Below are 16449 nucleotides of genomic sequence, written 5' to 3'. Positions count from 1 at the left end.
GACCTACCCGTCCAATTCGGCGGGGCCGCGGGCACTCTCGCGGCACTGCATCCGCACGGTCTCACGGTCGCCGACGCCCTGGCCGCCGAACTCGGCCTGGCCCACCAGCGGGTGCCCTGGCATACCGACCGGACGCCGATCGCCGAACTGTGCACCGCGCTCGGCGTCGCCGCCGGGGCGGTCGCCAAGATCGCCACGGATATCGTCGCGCTGTCGGCCACCGAGGTCGGGGAGGTGAGCGAGGACTCCCCCGGCGGTTCGTCGGCGATGCCGCATAAACGCAATCCGGTCGCCGCGATCACCGCGCGGGCGGCCGCGCGCCGGGTTCCCGGTCTGGTCGCCGACGCGCTCGCCGCGATGGACCACGAATTCCAGCGCGCGGCGGGCGCGTGGCACGCGGAGTGGGAAACCGTCACCGATCTGCTGCGGCTGACCGGAGGCGCGGCCCACCGGTTGGCGGAGAGCCTGACCGGCCTGCATGTCCACCCCGACGCGATGGCGCGCAACCTCGGCATCACCAACGGACTGCTGCTGGCCGAACGCGTCACCGCCGCGCTCGCCGAACACACCGACCGCGCGCGCGAGCTCGTCACCGGGGCCGCGACCGCCGACCCACCGGCCCTCGCGACCGATCCCGCGATCGTCGAACCGCTGGGCGCCGAGCGGGTCCGCGAACTACTGGACCCCGCAACCTATCTCGGCCATGCCGGCGATCTGGTCGACCGCGTCCTGACCGCCCGCGATACGGGTATCGCCGCCGCGACCGATACGCCCGGCCCCTCACCCGGCGGTCCGTGACCGGCACACGACGCCACGAAACATCGGGAATCGGGCGACCGCCGGTCGCCCCACCGGTCCCGGCACAGCGCACACGAGGCACCGGCGAACGACGTACCGCATTCGCGACGCCGGTGCGAGAAATGGAGCAGATCGTATGAACACACCCGCGGCGGACCCGGACCGGTCGCAGGCCGAACTGGCCCACCGGATCACCGGGCCCGGCGGCGATGCCGCGACGGTGGTCCTGCTCGGATCGCTGGGTTCGGATATGTCCATGTGGGATCCGCAGGTCGCCGCGCTGTCCGAAGCGTACGACGTACTCACCGTCGACCTGCGCGGTCACGGTGACTCCCCCGTTTCCGGCCCCTGCACGATCGCCGACCTCGCCGCCGACGTCCTCACCCTGCTGGACGCGCTCGGCCGCGACCGGGTCCACCTCGTGGGCCTGTCACTCGGCGGCGCGGTGGCACAGTGGCTCGCGGCGCACGCGCCGCTGCGGGTGCGGACACTCACCCTGCTGTGCACCGCCGCGAAGTTCGGTACCGAGCAGGCCTGGCTGGACCGCGCCGACGCGGTGCGGGCCGGCGGCACGGCCGCGCTCGCCGACGCGGTGGTCGGACGCTGGTTCACCGCCGCGCTCGCCGATCGCGACCCCGGTCTGGTGCAACGCTGCCGCGCGATGATCGCGGCCACCTCCGACGACGGCTATGCCGCCTGCTGCCTCGCCCTCGCGCGGTTCGACGGGCGCGCGGACCTGGCCCGGATCACCGCGCCGACCCTGGTGATCGCCGGCGCCCAGGACCCGGCCACCACCCCGGACGATATGCGGGCGCTCGCCGACGGTATCGCCGATTCGGCCCTGCACGTCCTGGACCCGGCGGCGCATCTGGCCAATATCGAACAGGCCGGGCGGGTTTCGGCGCTGCTGGCCGCGCATCTCGGCGGCGAGCGCGAGCGGTCCGCCGCCTTCGCCCGGGGCATGGGAGTGCGGCGGGCGGTCCTGGGCGACGCCCATGTGGACCGCGCCGTGGCCGCCACCACCGCTTTCACCGAACCGTTCCAGGATTTCATCACCCGCACCGCCTGGGGCGATATCTGGTCCCGGCCGGGACTCGACCACCACACCCGCCGGCTGCTGACCCTCGCCGTCCTGACCGCCGTCGGCAACACCCACGAACTCGATATGCATATCCGGGCCGCGTTGCGGGCCGGGGTGGCGCCGGACGAACTGGCCGAGGTGTTCCTGCACACCGCCGTCTACGCGGGGGTGCCGAACAGTAACCTCGCCTTCGGACTCGGCCGGGCGGCGCTCGCCGAGGGGATCGGGGCCGGGCCGTCCGACCACCCCGCGTCCGGCCCCACGGACGCAGAGGAATCATCATGACCGAACCCTCCCCGGATTACGTACAGTCCCTGGGCCGGGGCCTGGCCGTCATCCGGTCCTTCGACGCCGAGAATCCGCGCCGCACGCTCAGCGAGGTCGCCAAGACCACCGGGCTGACCCGGGCCACCGCCCGCCGATTCCTGCTGACCCTGGTGGAACTCGGCTACGTCCGCACCGACGGCTCGCGATTCTGGCTCACCCCGCGAGTGCTGGAACTCGGTTACAGCTATCTGTCCAGCCTGAGCCTGCCGGAGGTCGCGGGCCCGCATCTGGAGGCGCTGGCGACCCGGGTGCACGAGTCGACCTCGGTGTCGATCCTCGACGGCGAGGACATCGTCTATGTGGCGCGGGTGCCGGTCAGCCGGATCATGACGGTATCGATCACCATCGGCACCCGCTTTCCCGCCTACAGCACCTCGATGGGCCGGGTACTGCTGGCGGGCCTGTCCGAGGCGGAGTTCGAGCGGTACCTGGCCGAGGTCAGCCCGACCCCGCTCACCGATCGCACGATCCTCACCACCGACGGTCTCCGCGACGAGGTCCGCCGCACCCGCGACGCCGGATACTGCCTGGTCGACCAGGAACTCGAGGAGGGGCTGCGGTCGATGGCCGCACCCATCCGCGATCACACCGGCGTCGTCTGCGCGGCGGTGAACATCTCCACCCACGCCGCCCGCTACACCGCCGACACTGTGCGCGCCGAGCTGCTGCCGCCGCTGCTGGCCACCGCCGCCGCGATCGGCGCCGACCTCTCCCGGGTCCAGAACCGCTCCTGAAAACCCCGCTCCACGAAGGAATCTCCATGTACGACGCCGTCATCTGCGAACCGCTGCGCACTCCGGTGGGCCGATTCGGCGGAGTTTTCGCCGATATCGCGCCGGAAACCCTGGCCGCCACCCTGATCACCGAACTCCTCACCCGCACCGGCGTGGACGCCGGACGGATCGACGATGTCATCCTCGGGCAGGCCTCCCCCAACGGCGAGGCCCCCGCGATCGGCCGGGTGGCCGCCCTCGACGCCGGTCTCGGGGTGCAGGTGCCCGGCCTGCAGGTGGACCGGCGCTGCGGGTCGGGTCTGCAGGCGGTGCTACAGGCCTGTATGCAGGTCGCCACCGGCGGCAGCGATCTGGTGCTGGCGGGCGGAACGGAATCCATGAGCCGGGCCGAGTTCTACGCCACCGGTATGCGCTGGGGAGTGCGAGGCGAGGGTGTGGCCCTCGACGACCGGCTGGCCCGGGCCCGGGTCAGCGCGGGCGGTAAGAACTTCCCGGTCCCCGGCGGCATGATCGAGACCGCGGAGAATCTGCGTGCCGAATACTCGATCGGCCGCACCGAACAGGACGAACTGGCGGTGCGGTCGCATCGCCGCGCGGTCGCCGCCCAGCGGGCGGGCCGGTTCGCCGACGAGATCGTCGGAGTCCCCGTACCGCGGCGGCGATCGGACCCGGTCGTCGTCGATACCGACGAGCATCCGCGCGCGGACACCACCCTCGACGCCCTCGCGCAGCTGCGGCCCATCCGCGGCCGGGTGGATCCGGAGGCCACCGTCACCGCCGGAAACGCCAGCGGTCAGAACGACGGCGCCGCCCTCTGTCTCGTCACCACCCCGGAGAAGGCCCGGGAGCTGGGCCTGCGGCCGCTGGCCCGGCTCGCGTCCTGGGCGGTGGCCGGGGTGCCGCCGCGCACGATGGGTATCGGCCCGGTGCCCGCGACCGAGCAGGCACTGGCCCGCTTGGACCTCACCCTCGACGATATGTCGGTCATCGAACTCAACGAGGCCTTCGCCGCCCAGACCCTGGCCGTATTGCGCAACTGGAAGATCGATCCGGACGACGACCGCCTCAACCCCAACGGTTCCGGGATCTCGCTGGGCCATCCGGTCGGCGCCACCGGCGCCCGCATCCTCGCCACCCTGCTGCGCGAACTCGACCGCGGCGAGGGCCGCTACGGTCTGGAGACCATGTGCATCGGCGGCGGGCAGGGCCTGGCGGCGGTATTCGAACGACTGTCCTGAACGGCGGCGCGACCGCCGCCACGGCCGGCCCGGTCACACCGCCAGATCGATGGCCTCGGCCAGTTCCGGATCGTAGGCGCTGCCGCCCTCGGCGAGGGCCTTCTCGTACCGGACCCGGGCCACCGCGTCGACCTCGGTGTTGGTGCTACCTCGCTTCCAGTACGCGCGGGCGAGCATATCGGCGCGATCCACTCCCCAGACCTCGACCGCATGCGACCGGACCCGGCGTACCTCGGCGGCCTCGGCCGCGATCCACACCTGCGTGCGGCGGCCGACGGCGAACGAGAGCGGAAGATGCCCGGTGACATCGGCGACGGCCGGCAGCAGCCGCACCGTCAGATTCGGATGCGAGGGAACCAGTTCGAGATCGGCGGGGTCGGGCAGCGCGACATAGGCCGATACCGTGTGGTCCGGATCGAGACCTTCGAGGATGGCGGCGATCGCGGGCAGCGCCGTACCGTCGCCGACCAGCACATGGTCGCGCACCCCCGCCGCGACCGCCCATTCCGGCCGCATCCCGGCCAGCCAGACCGCCTCGCCCGGGCGCACCGCGCGCAGCCAGGTGAGACTCAGTCCGGCATCGTGTTCGGCCACGTCCATCGTCAGCCGGTTCGTAGCGGGATCGAAAGTGCGGACGGTGAACGCCCGGAGCAGCGGCTGCACCCCGCCCGGCCATTCCGGGAGGCCGTTCGCGCCGCGCACCGGCGTCTCCACCGCGGTTTCCGGATCGGGCGGCAGCATGATCTTGAACGCGTCGGCCGGGCGCGGATCGCGATACTCGCTCAGCTCCGAGCCCTCCAGCACCACACGCGTGAATCCCGGCGAGAGCTGTTCGACCCCCGCGACCCGCACCCGCAACGACAGCAGCCGGTCCCCCTGCGCCCGCTGCCGGATCGCGGCCTTCATCGTCTCCACTGACCCTCCCGCATTGATTAGGTAACCCTAACCACGGTAGCAGGAGGGTCGTGGATCCAGGAGTGAAGTCTCGTCTCCGGACCGCTGGGCGGGCTTCGGTGCAACCGCCGCTCACCCCTCCCCGGCCCCGGCGGCCGCCGTCTCACGCACGGCATCCGCGATGGCACGGAAATCCTTCTTCAGGATCGCGCCGTGATTGCTCGCGACCTTCGCGCTGATACGGATGTTCGGGTTACGCGTCGTCACCTGGTCCAGGCCGGTTCGAATCCGTTCCTGCTCATCACGTTTACTGCCGAAGGACGTGCCCGAGGCGACGACGTAGCGGGTGGGGACGGTGATACCGTCCAGCACCGGGCCGAGTTCCCGCTCGCGGGAGAGCCGGCCGAGTTCGATATTGCTCTCGGCCTGCTGCGCCGCGCTCATCCGCGGCATCAGGCCCGTGGGACGCACCAGCGGCGCTATCACGCTCAGCCGCTTGAACAGTTTCCGGATCCGCTGTTCCATGGCGTCGTCGAGCCAGTCGTAGGGGAACGCGCCGTCGACCAGGACCGCGCCCCGGGCCCGCTCCGGATTACGGTTCGCCCAGTGCGCGCCCACCACCGCGCCGTAGGACCAGCCCACCAGCAGCGGCCGGTCCACGCCCCGGGCTGCCAGGATCGTATCGACATCCCGGACCGCGGCGTCGAAGGAATAGTCGGCCGAACGCTTGGACTTGCCCCGCGCGCGCTCGTCGTAGGTGATGTGGCGGAACTCGGGGCCGAGTTCGGCGATGACCTTCTTCCAGTAGCCCTGGGTGGCGAATTGGCCGTTCAGGTAGACCACGGGGATACCGGGGCCGCCGGTATCGGTGACCGCGAGGGCGGTGTCCTCGACCTCCACCATGCCGGTCCAGTGCGAGTTGTCCGAGGAGATGTTGTTCTTCGTCATGGCAGCAACTATCGGCATCCGGCCTGACAGCGCCCTGACGCCGGGCTGATACGCCGCCGACACGGCGTCACACCCGGTCGAATACCACGCTGACCTGCTTTTTCCTGCTAGCGTGACGCTCAACCTGACGAACGGGAGACAGCGATGGATCGGTCCGTTCTCCGCCTCGGCCTCGGCGCGACCTTCGCCGCGCTGGTACTGGCCGTGCTCGCCGCGCTCTTCCCGGCCGCGGCCGCCGCCCAGGACACCCGGCCGGCCGTCACCCTGTCCGCGGGCGTCTCCGGTACCACCATCGACTACACGGTCGCCGATATCCCGAACCGGCGCAACAACTTCCCGGTCATTCCGGGTGAATGCACCACCGTCCTGGTGGACACCCTGGCCGCGGCCCCCGCGCTCGCTCCCGCCGCCGTCGACTCACTGGCCGGACGCAATCCCGACGCCTTCGCCCTGCTGCAGCGATTGATCGCCGACGGCGCCGTCGCCGCCGGGCCGCGGATCCAGTTCGCCTCCGGCGCCGGACAGGTCACCGGTTCGTTCACCGGGGTTCCGGCCGGGGTCTACCTGGTCGCCACGGTCTGCAATATCGCGCCGGTAAGCGGCGGGTTCGTTCCCGAACTGGTCGATATGGTCCCGGTGGTCGTCACCGGGCTGCCCACGGGATCGGCGGCCTGACCGAACCCCGGCGTCACGGCGGCCCCGGGGAACCGGGGATCCCGGGCCGCGGGTCAGATCACTCCGTGCAGGGGCGGCGGTGTGCCGTGCAAGAGGGTGCGGCCGATGTGCTGATACTTCCAGCGGACCGGATCGTGCAGGGTGTGGGTACGGGCATTACGCCAGAAGTGGGCCAGATTGAGATCGGCTGCCGCGCTGCGCGTTCCGCTCACCTCGAACAACGCCGCGGAGATCTCGTTGGCGGCCCGGTCGGCGAGAACCTTCGCGGTGGCGACCGCGATCGACGCCTCGGCCACCCGGCCGGGGTCACCCACCGCCACGTCCACGGCGAGCCCCGCGGCCGTCAGGGTGGACTCGGCGGCGGCGAGCGTCACCGCGAGCTCCCCGAAGCGCTGGATCACCAGCGGGTCGTCGATCGCCCGCGACACCCCCGCCTCGAACCAGGGCCGGCTCTTGTCCCGCACGAACCCGGCGGCCGCGGTGAGCGCGCCGCGCGCGATCCCGGCGTCGATCGCGGCGTGCAGCAGCTGCGCGGACGCCCCGTAGGCGGTCGGGGCGTCCACCGCTGCGGTACGGGGCACCAGCTGATCCCGCTCCACCGCGACGCCCTCGAATATCACCGTGCCACTGCCGGTTGTGCGCTGCCCGAGCCCGTTCCAGTCGTCGACGATCCGCACACCGGGCGCGTTCGCGGGCAGGAAGGCCACGTACTGCCCGGCCGGCAGCCCGGATCGCCCGCCGGGGTCGTCGAGCCGGGTGAGCACGGCGAGGGTGTCGGCGAACAGCGACCCGGTGCAGTAGTACTTGGTGCCGTCGATCCGGAACCGCTGCGCGGCCTCTATCGGGGCCAGGGTGGTCGCGATCTCGGCGACCGTGGCGCCGCCGCGCTCGGACTGCGCGTTGGCGATCTGCGCGCCGTCGAGCACCGCGGTCAGGTACCGGCGGCGCTGCTGCTCGGTGCCCGCGAGTTTCAGCAGGTTGACGTAGACGAAATGGCTGTGCGGGATCTGCGCGATATTCGGGTCGGCCACCGCCAGCGCCCGCACCACCTCGGCGACCTCGCTGGGCGGCAGATCCGCGCCGCCCAGTTCGGCCGGCACCGTGACGGCGAGCAGACCGCTGGCGGTGAGCTGCCCGATCTCGGCGAACGGCAGCTCCCGTTCGGCGTCGCGCCGGGCCGCCCCGCCCGCGAACTCGGCCGCGAGCCGCGCGGCGGCGACCCGGGCCTGTTCGGCGGAGGTGATCCGGGCGGCGCCGACGGCGGTCATCGGCTCGCCGCGGCGGCGGGACGCCGCGCGGCCTCCAGTTCCCGCACCAGGGGCAGCACCTTGGCGCCGAAGTATTCGATTTCCTCCTGGAAGTGCAGGAAACCGCCCAGGACGAGGTCGACCCCCAGTTCCCGGTAGGCGACGATACGTTCGGCCACCTGCTCGGGCGTGCCGATCAGTTTGGTCCGGAAGCCGTCGTTGTACTGGACCAGATCCTCGAAACTGGAATCGGCCCACATCCCTTTGCGGTCGCTGGTGGAGGCCCCCGCCTGCTGGACCGCGTCCCGGAAGCCCTCCACGGCGGGTTTGTTCGCCTTGGCGATGATCTCGCGCAGCGTCTCCTGCGCCTCACGCTCGGTATCGCGGGCGATGATGAAACCGTTGAGCCCGAACTTCACCTCCCGGTCGTGGGCCCGGGCCACGGCGCGCAGATCGTCGAGCTGTTCGGTGACACCGTCGAAATCCTTACCGTTGGAGAAGTACCAGTCGGCGTGGCGGCCGCCGTTGCGTCGTGCCGCGCTGGAGTTGCCGCCCTGGAAGAGTTCCGGATTCGGCCGCTCGGGAGTGTTCAGCGGCTTCGGCTTCAGCGTGAAATCGCGGATCCGGTAGAAATCGCCGCCGTAGTTCACCTCGTCCTCGGTCCAGATCTTGCGGATGACCTCGAGGAATTCGGCACTGCGCCGGTACCGCTCGTCGTGCTCGAGCCACGGTTCGCCCAGGGCCGTGAACTCGCCGGCGAACCAGCCCGACACCACATTGATCGCGAACCGGCCATTCGAGAGATGGTCGGCGGTGGCACCGAATTTCGCGAGCACCGCCGGATGCCACAGGCCGGGATGCACCGCCGCGATCACCTTCAGCCGTTCGGTCGCCCCCAGCAGCGCCAGGCTGAACGAGGTCGATTCGTGCTGGAATTCGGCACCGTAGGAGGCGGTGTAGCGCACCTGGGAGAGGGCGTAGTCGAATCCGTTGCGCTCGGCGGTCTGCGCGAGCTTCTTGTTGTATTCGAAATCCCAGCCGGTGCGCTGCTCGATCTCACTGGTCACCAGACCACCGCTGACATTGGGCACCCAGTAGGCGAACCGGATCTGATCGGTGATGTTCTCGGTACTCATGGAGCCTCCTCGAGAGCGGGTCGCGGTTCGCGGAGGCCGAAGCGTCGGTGGCGCCTCATCGCTGCTCCCGCTGCCGGCCGTAGGCGTGGTCGTCTGGACGCCGGGGGTGGCTGACACGGTCCCGGCGCGACCACAGTTCACCAGCGCGGTGAGGGCGGTACGAGGGTTTGAATCGGCCGGATCACATCCCGTATCCCGGGCACGGCGGTCCGGCGGACGGCCCCGGCCGGGTCGAGCCCGAGCCGGGCCCCCGGTTCGGCGCCGGCGCAGCGGTGCACGCGCCGGCGCCCCGGCACGAATGCCGGGGCACCGGGCTTCCGGACGGATGCCCGCGCACCGGGGGCAGTACGGTGCCGGGCGGCCGGCGGGTCAGGCGTTGGACTCGGCGCGCCCCTTGTACTCCGACCGGCTGAACCGCCCGGCGGGCTGGAAACGGCCCAGCACGGTGGCCGCGTCCTCGCCCGTGACCTGCGCGATCAGATCGTGCGCGTCCGCCACCGAGTTCACCGAATGCGCCGCCTGCGGATAGTGCAGGGTGCTCACCAGCGCCGAGGCGAACCGCTCGTCGGCCGCCGCCGCACTGAAGAACTCGCCGCCGACCTCGGCGAATTCGGGGTCGCTGAGGAACAGCCGGGTGACCTTGGCCGCGTCCTCGGCGCGGGCGGCGAGGAATTCCTCGTACTGCGCGGTGATCCAGGCGTCGTCGAACGCCCCGTCGTGGGCGGCCGCCGCGGCGACCAGCCGCTGCGCCTGGATGAGCCCGCTCTGCGCGCCCTGACCGGCGATCGGGTCGTAGGCGACGGCGGTATCGCCCAGCGCCGCCACCGCGTGTCCGCCGGAGGTATGCCCGACCCCACGCCGGAACAGCGGGCGGACCGCACCTTTCAGCCACGAATGCGGGTCGGAGGTGATCGGTTCGGTGGCAAGCACTTCCGGCAGATCCCAGTCCAGGTAGTCGCGGTAGACATCGGTGACGATGCGGTGCGCCGATTCGGCCGAATCCGCGGCGGCGAACCGCTTCTCCCAATCGCTGCCGGGTCGCGCCCAGCCCAGGAACGCCCAGCTCGGGCCCACGTCCTTGTGCAGGTAGGGTCCCCACCAGGCCTCGCCCTGTTCGGCGACGATGGAGAACAGGCTGCGGCCGCCGCCGGCCGGGCTGCGATGCGCGAACACCGATTCGTCGTGCGGGAGCCCGGTGACGGTCACGGTGAGCAGGCTGCGCTGCGGCGCGTCGTAGACGGTGCGGGTGGTGTCGATCTCGAACAGCCCCGACAGCCCGCCGCGTCCGGTGGCGACCAGGGTCAGATCGTTCCCGGCGGCGATCGGGTCGAGGTTCTCGGGGGTGACGGTGTCGACGACGAACCGCCCGCCGCGCTCGCGGAACAGGGTCAGGCGCTCATCGGCCTTGAGCCGGGTGTCGACGGCGAGCCCGACGAAACCGTCGAAGGCGCCGTCGAAGGCGATCAGTTCCTCACCGCCACCGGCGACCCGGACAGTGAGACCGGTATGCAGCGGTGCGCGGTCGCGGTAGGTGGGCAGCCCGAGCTTCGCCTCCGCCTCCTGGGCCTCGCCGAAGATCAGCGCGGTACCGGTGGCCGGTACCGCGTCGCGCAGTTCGCGCTGATCACGTTCGCTGTAGAGGGTGACGTCGAAGCCGGCGTCGAGCAGCCCGAGCGCCGCGGTGACGCCGGTCTGTCCCGCCCCGACGACAGCTGCTTTCCGAGGGGAAGTGTTCTGGGATGTCATGGCGCTATGGTCTCGATCACCGCGGTCGCCGTGCAGTATTACGCTCACCGGGAGTTGATGCCGAAAAGTGCTGGACCGCACGTTTTTCCGGCAGCGTCCGGGCCCGCCCCGGCAGGGTGGGCGGGCGCCCCTTCTACGATCCGGTCATGTCCTTCGACCCCGTTCCGCTCTCCGGCGACCGCGCCGAGGGTTATCGCGAGCTCACCGCGCAGGCCGCGGCGTTGCTGACCGGCGAAACCGACCGGATCGCCAATGCCGCCAACCTGAGCGCCCTCGTGTACCACTGCCTCCCGGACGTGAACTGGGCCGGCTTCTATTTCTTCGACGGACACGAACTGGTGGTCGGCCCCTACCAGGGCAAACCGGCCTGTGTGCGGATCGCGCTGGGCACCGGGGTGTGCGGCACCGCCGCCGCGTCCCGGCGCACCCAGCTGGTCGCCGACGTGCACGCCTTCCCCGGCCATATCGCCTGTGATGCCGATTCCCGCTCCGAGATCGTGATACCGCTGGTCCACGAGGACGCCCTCATCGGCGTCCTCGATATCGACAGTCCCCGACCGGCGCGGTTCGACGAGATCGACCGCCGCGGACTGGAGACCGTAGCCGAGGTGTTCATCGATTCCCTGAAGCCGTCCTGAACTGCGCGTTCCCGCTTTCTCTCGACGGCCCGGCAATTGTCACTCCACCGCACGAGATGAACCCGGATATCGGCCCCGGCTCCCCCGAGCGGTTGGCGCTCGGGGCCGACTCCGGCCGTCCGCCCGCCGGTGTCAGGGGACCAGCTGCGACCCCCGCGCGACCTCGTCCGGTAGCGCTGTCGATCCGGGACCGCCCAGCCGGTATCGCGCGCCGCGATGTTCGTCCGGCAACCGGTCACCCCGGCCGAACAACGCGTTGCGCAATGTCCCCGGAACGTATTCGCCCGGGTAGGCGCCACGTTCCGTGAGCACCGGAATCACGTGCGTGACAATATCTTCGAAGGTCCCTGCCGTGATCGCATAGGCCAGGTTGAACCCGTCCACATCCGTCTCCGCGGCCCACTCCTGCAATCGGTCGGCCACCGTCTCTCCCGACCCCACGAACACCGGCCCCATCCCGCCGATCCCGGCCCACCGGGCGATATCGCGGACCGTCCATTCCCGGCCGTCGTCGTCGAATTCCTGGAACGCCGCCACCGCCGACCGGATGGCGTTGCTCTGTACCTCGCCGATGGGGTCGTCGAGGTCGTAGCGGGACAGGTCGATACCCATCCAGCCCGACATGAACACCAGACCGCCCTCGACGCTGGCGTAGGACAGGTACTCCTCGTGTTTGGCGCGCGCCGCCTCGTCGGTGGCATCGGTGACGATGGTGGCCAGGGCGTAGATCCGGGCGGCGTGACGGTCACGTCCGGCGGCCTCGAGTGCGTCGCGGATGGTCGCCACCGTCTGCGTCAGCACCCGCTTCGAGGGCGCGGCGACGAAGATCGCCTCCGCGTTCTCGGCCGCGAACCGCACCCCGCGCGGCGACGCCCCCGCCTGGTAGATCACCGGCGTCCGCTGCGGTGACGGTTCGGACAGATGGACGCCCGGCACCGCGAAATGTTTACCGGCGTGGCCGATATGGTGCACCTTCGCCGGGTCCACATAGACGTTGCGCACCGGGTCGCGCACGACGGCATCGTCCTCCCACGACCCCTCCCACAGCTTGTACAGCACCTCCAGGTACTCGTCGGCCTGGTCGTAGCGGTCGTCGTGGTCGAGTTGATCGTCGGCGCCGAAGTTGCGGGCCGCCGACGGCAGATACCCGGTGACGACGTTCCAGCCGACCCGGCCGCCGGTGAGGTGGTCGAGTGTGGACAGCCGCCGCGCGAACGGATACGGGTGCTCGAACCCGGTGCCTGTGGTGATACCGAAACCGAGGTTCGCGGTCACCGCCGCCATCGCCGATACCAGCAGCAGCGGATCGGCCACCGGGATCTGCGCGCCCTGCCGCAGCGCCGCCCGGTCGTCGCCGCCGTAGACGTCGTAGGTGCCGAGCACATCGGCGATGAACAGCCCGTCGAACCGGCCGCGTTCCAGCAGCCGGGCCAGCTCGGTCCAGTAGCCGATCTCCTTGTACCGATGCGACTGATCGTCGGGGTGCCGCCACAGCCCCGGGGACTGGTGGGCGACGCAGTTCATATCGAACGCGTTGAACCGGATCCGCCGCGTCATTTCGCCGGCTCCTGCGCCGCCGCGCGCTCGCCCGCGCTCCAGGCGAACGGGAGGGCGGTGCCGTTGAGCAGATGGTCGCCGACCGCGCGCGCCTTCTGGATCGCCGGATTGTGCACCGAGACGGTGCGGGCGTTACGCCAATGCCGGTCCAGCCGCAGCCCTTCGGCGGTGATGGAGGCGCCACCCACCTCGAACAACTGGCTGGTGGCGGGCAACACCGTATCGATCACGGCGAGCTGTGCCTGCGCGGATGCCAGCTCGACCCGCACCAGCGCCTCCTCGTCCCCGGCGCCCGCGGCCAGCACCTCGTCGAGGAGATCCGCGACCGCCAGCACATTGGCCCGCGCGCTGAACGCGGCGGCCGACAACCGGCCGATCACCTGCTGCACCAGCGGGTCGTGGCGGGGCAGATCGGCGGCGGAATGGGTGTAGCCGCGGCGGCGACCCGCCACCCACTCCCGGGTGTCGCGTTCGGCGCGCTGGGCGATACCCGCCAGCACGGCGAGCTGGAACAGCTGCAGATAAGCGGTCGAATACGTCGGTCCGGCGACCCCGTAGCCGGGACCCAGGATCTGCTCCTCGGCCACCGCGACGCCGGTGAACTCGGTGGTCCCGCTGGCCGTGAGACGCTGCCCGAACCCGTCCCAGTCGTCGTGCTGCCGCACTCCCTCGGCGTCGGCGGCGACCAGCAGGCCCACCCGCTCCCCGTCGCGATCGGCGGCCACCAGGATGTGATCGGCGTACAGCGATCCGGTGCTGTAGTACTTGGTGCCGTCGAGTACCCAGCCCTCGCCCGCACGGGTGAGCCGCGTCGCGTACCGGTCCACCGCGCCCACCCCCGGCTCGGTGATCGCGTTCCCGATCAGCGTGCCCTCCGACACCGCCCGCAACCAGCGGTCTCGGCTCTCCCCCTGCTCGGCCAGCAGCTGATCCTCCACGAAGACGAAATGCACCCGCAGCGCCTGCGGCAGATTGGATTCGGCGGCGGCCAGTTCGATCAGCTGCCGGAACAGCTGCCGGACACTCGCCCCGAACCCACCGTGTTCCACCGGGACCCGCAGCGCGCCGAACCGCGCCTGCCGTAGGCGGCGGACTTCGTCGTAGGCGAGCCGGCGGTCGATCTCGCGTTCGACCGCGCCCGCCGCGATATCGGCGTAGATCGGCGCGAACACCGCGTCGAGATCGGCATCGGTCGCTGGCTGGGAAGCGGTGGAGGTCATCGGCCCACGATCACCGACGCCCCGGGTCACGCTCACCGGTTACACGCACCGCGATCGAAACCCGCCCCCGCCGACCCAAGAATCCCGCTGATCCAAACCGGTGACCCGGCCCGCGGCAGGGGTGAATATCGGAGGTCGGCCCGGCGAGGAGCTCGGCCACCGTCCTGCCCACTGCCGAGCCCCTCGGAGGAGTTCCCCGGATGAGCCTGTCCTTCCACTGGTTCCTGCCCACCTACGGCGATTCGCGCGGCCTGATCGCCGGCGGCCACGGGACGGCCATGTCCGGCGACCGGCCCGCCTCACTGCGCTACCTCAACCAGATCGCGGGCGCGGCCGAGGAGAACGGCTTCGAGGCGGTACTCACCCCCACCGGCGCCTGGTGCGAGGACGCCTGGCTGGCCACCGCCATGCTGGTGGAGACCACCGAGACCTTGAAATTCCTCGTCGCGTTCCGGCCCGGCCTGGTGAGCCCCACCCTCGCCGCCCAGATGGCCGGCACCTTCCAGCGGCATTCGCGCGGCCGATTACTGCTCAATGTGGTGACCGGCGGCGAACCCCACGAACAGCGCGCCTTCGGCGATTTCCTGGACAAGGAACAGCGCTACGAGCGCACCGGCGAATTCCTGCACATCGTGCGCAACCTGTGGGAGTCGCGCGAACCGTTCTCCTTCGAGGGCACACACCTCCAGGTGCAGAACGCCCTGCTCAACAACCACCCCGACCCGCTGCCCCCGATCTTCTTCGGCGGCTCCTCCCCCGCCGCAGGCCCCGTCGCCGCCCAATACACCGACACCTATCTCACCTGGGGTGAACCACTTTTCGCGGTGCGCAAGAAACTCGACTGGATCCGCGGCCTGGCCACCGAGCGAGGCCGCTCCCTCGACTTCGGTATCCGGCTGCACGTGATCACCCGCGACACCTCCGAGGCGGCGTGGGCCGAAGCGGATCGGCTGCTGCAGGGAATCGATCCCGCGGATATCGAACGCGTGCAATCCAATCTCGCCCGCAGTGAATCCGAGGGGCAGCGCCGCATGCTGGAGCTGCACGGCGGCCGGACCGACAAACTCGAGATCGCCCCCAACCTGTGGGCGGGCGTCGGCCTGGTCCGCGGCGGCGCCGGGACCGCGCTGGTGGGGTCGCACGAAGAGGTCGCCGAGCGGCTCATCGAATACTCACGCCTCGGCATCTCCCATTTCATCCTCTCCGGATACCCGCATGTCGAGGAGGCGTACTGGTTCGGCGAGGGCGTCCTGCCGATCCTGGAGAAGAAGGGCCTGTGGCGGCGCGCGGTCGACCGGCCCGTCGCCGCCACCGGAACCCCGTTCGCCACCGCCTCCACCAGCTGAGACACGCCGCGACCCGACCGTCCCGACGTAGCTCACCGTTTTCCGGGTAACCGGGCTACGTTGGGCGGGTGGGTGCAGCGATATCGCTCGGCGAAGTACAGGAAACCCTGCTGATTCCGCTCTACGGCCGCGCACAGGACGCCGGGCGGACCGACAGCATTCTCCGCGACGAGAAAGCCATCGAACTGGTCGCGGCGATCGACTACGACTTCACGAAGTTCCGTGGCCCGTCACTGGCGGGATCGGTGCTACGTGCCTCGATCTTCGACCAGTACGTCCGCGATTTCCTCGCCGAACATCCCGACGGCACCGTCGTCGACCTCGGCTGCGGACTCTCCACCCGATTCGACCGCCTCGACAACGGCACCCTGCGCTGGTTCGACCTCGACCTCCCCGACACCATGGCGCTACGCCGCCGGTTCTTCACCGACAGCGACCGCTACACGATGCTCGAAGGCTCGATCCTGGAGACCGACTGGTTCGACCGGGTCCGCGAACGCGGCGGCCCGATCTTCCTGCTCAGCGAAGCGGTCCTGCTCTACTTCCCCGACGACACCGTCCGGGCCACCCTGCGGCAGATCGCGGCGGCCTTCCCGGGTAGCCGGGTGGCGCTCGACACCGGCGGCAAGGCGATGATGAGAACCCAGGACCGCAACCCGGTTTTCCGGCAGATTCCGGCCCGGATGAAGTGGATCTGCGACGACCCGACCACACTCGCCGACTGCGGTCTGCGACTCCTGGACTCACGCACCTTCGCCAGTCCTCAACCCGCCGTAGCACAGTCGTGGCCACGAAAGTACCGGCTAGGGATGAAGGTCATGCGCGCGGTGTTCCCACCCCCGGTCACCACCTACAAACTCAACC

The 16449-nt window shown here is 70.5% G+C and carries 15 protein-coding genes; 8 read left to right on the top strand and 7 right to left on the bottom strand.

All coding sequences use genetic code 11. The features are described from left to right. The 4 genes from ACWDU1_RS15750 to ACWDU1_RS15735 form a co-directional block, all read left to right on the top strand. Positions 1-798 (top strand): lyase family protein (locus tag ACWDU1_RS15750; RefSeq protein ID WP_449999106.1); only part of this gene is annotated, 798 nt, incomplete at its 5' end. Between the two features lie 136 nt (positions 799-934). Continuing rightward, positions 935-2164, top strand: coding sequence for a bifunctional 3-oxoadipate enol-lactonase/4-carboxymuconolactone decarboxylase PcaDC (gene pcaDC / locus ACWDU1_RS15745; RefSeq protein ID WP_449999104.1), 1230 nt, complete (start codon positions 935-937; stop codon positions 2162-2164). Further along, on the top strand, positions 2161-2940 hold the full coding sequence (locus tag ACWDU1_RS15740; protein ID WP_449999103.1) for an IclR family transcriptional regulator domain-containing protein: 780 nt from the start codon (positions 2161-2163) through the stop codon (positions 2938-2940). Before pcaDC ends, ACWDU1_RS15740 begins: the two co-directional genes overlap by 4 nt. Positions 2941-2966: 26 nt before the next feature. Next, entirely contained in the window at positions 2967-4178 is a 1212-nt protein-coding gene (locus ACWDU1_RS15735; RefSeq protein WP_449999101.1) for an acetyl-CoA C-acetyltransferase, read from the top strand. 33 nt (positions 4179-4211) lie between these two features. Here ACWDU1_RS15735 and ACWDU1_RS15730 read toward each other — a convergent pair whose 3' ends face one another. Further along, a complete protein-coding gene (locus tag ACWDU1_RS15730) occupies positions 4212-5084 on the bottom strand; it encodes a siderophore-interacting protein (protein ID WP_449999108.1) in 873 nt (290 codons plus the stop codon). Positions 5085-5204: 120 nt separating this feature from the next. Then, on the bottom strand, positions 5205-6020 hold the full coding sequence (locus tag ACWDU1_RS15725; protein ID WP_449999100.1) for an alpha/beta fold hydrolase: 816 nt from the start codon (positions 6018-6020) through the stop codon (positions 5205-5207). 144 nt (positions 6021-6164) lie between these two features. Between ACWDU1_RS15725 and ACWDU1_RS15720 the strand changes: the two genes are divergently transcribed. Further along, the gene (locus tag ACWDU1_RS15720; protein ID WP_449999098.1) at positions 6165-6695 is read left to right on the top strand and encodes a hypothetical protein; all 531 of its coding nucleotides are present in this window, start codon (positions 6165-6167) and stop codon (positions 6693-6695) included. A 53-nt stretch (positions 6696-6748) separates the two neighbouring features. Here the strand turns inward: ACWDU1_RS15720 and ACWDU1_RS15715 are convergent, their stop codons facing one another. From ACWDU1_RS15715 to ACWDU1_RS15705, 3 genes are all read right to left on the bottom strand, one after another. Continuing rightward, positions 6749-7963, bottom strand: a complete 1215-nt coding sequence (locus ACWDU1_RS15715) for an SfnB family sulfur acquisition oxidoreductase (RefSeq protein ID WP_449999096.1) — start codon at positions 7961-7963, stop codon at positions 6749-6751. After that, positions 7960-9078 carry a dimethylsulfone monooxygenase SfnG gene (gene sfnG, locus ACWDU1_RS15710; protein ID WP_449999094.1) on the bottom strand — a complete coding sequence of 373 codons (1119 nt, stop codon included), beginning with the start codon at positions 9076-9078 and terminating at the stop codon, positions 7960-7962. The genes ACWDU1_RS15715 and sfnG overlap by 4 nt, the downstream gene beginning before the upstream one ends. 369 nt (positions 9079-9447) lie before the next feature. Continuing rightward, entirely contained in the window at positions 9448-10824 is a 1377-nt protein-coding gene (locus ACWDU1_RS15705) for a styrene monooxygenase/indole monooxygenase family protein (protein WP_449999093.1), read from the bottom strand. A gap of 146 nt (positions 10825-10970) precedes the next feature. On the opposite strand from ACWDU1_RS15705, the gene ACWDU1_RS15700 reads away from it, so the two are divergent. Further along, on the top strand, positions 10971-11462 hold the full coding sequence (locus ACWDU1_RS15700; RefSeq protein WP_449999091.1) for a GAF domain-containing protein: 492 nt from the start codon (positions 10971-10973) through the stop codon (positions 11460-11462). Positions 11463-11594: 132 nt separating this feature from the next. On the opposite strand, the gene ACWDU1_RS15695 is transcribed toward ACWDU1_RS15700, so the two are convergent. Both ACWDU1_RS15695 and ACWDU1_RS15690 read right to left on the bottom strand, forming a co-directional pair. Then, positions 11595-13019: an LLM class flavin-dependent oxidoreductase gene (locus ACWDU1_RS15695; protein ID WP_449999090.1), complete on the bottom strand. Its 1425-nt coding sequence runs from the start codon at positions 13017-13019 to the stop codon at positions 11595-11597. Further along, a complete protein-coding gene (locus ACWDU1_RS15690; RefSeq protein WP_449999088.1) occupies positions 13016-14239 on the bottom strand; it encodes an acyl-CoA dehydrogenase family protein in 1224 nt (407 codons plus the stop codon). Before ACWDU1_RS15690 ends, ACWDU1_RS15695 begins: the two co-directional genes overlap by 4 nt. Positions 14240-14439: 200 nt before the next feature. Between ACWDU1_RS15690 and ACWDU1_RS15685 the strand changes: the two genes are divergently transcribed. Then, entirely contained in the window at positions 14440-15585 is a 1146-nt protein-coding gene (locus ACWDU1_RS15685) for an LLM class flavin-dependent oxidoreductase (RefSeq protein WP_449999086.1), read from the top strand. A 68-nt stretch (positions 15586-15653) separates the two neighbouring features. Continuing rightward, a partial coding sequence (locus ACWDU1_RS15680) for a class I SAM-dependent methyltransferase (protein WP_449999084.1) occupies positions 15654-16449 on the top strand: 796 nt, incomplete at its 3' end.

Source organism: Nocardia sp. NPDC003345 (genome assembly GCF_053589395.1).
Note: the sequence above shows the minus strand (reverse complement) of the source record. Positions and strands in the feature narration are given on the sequence as shown.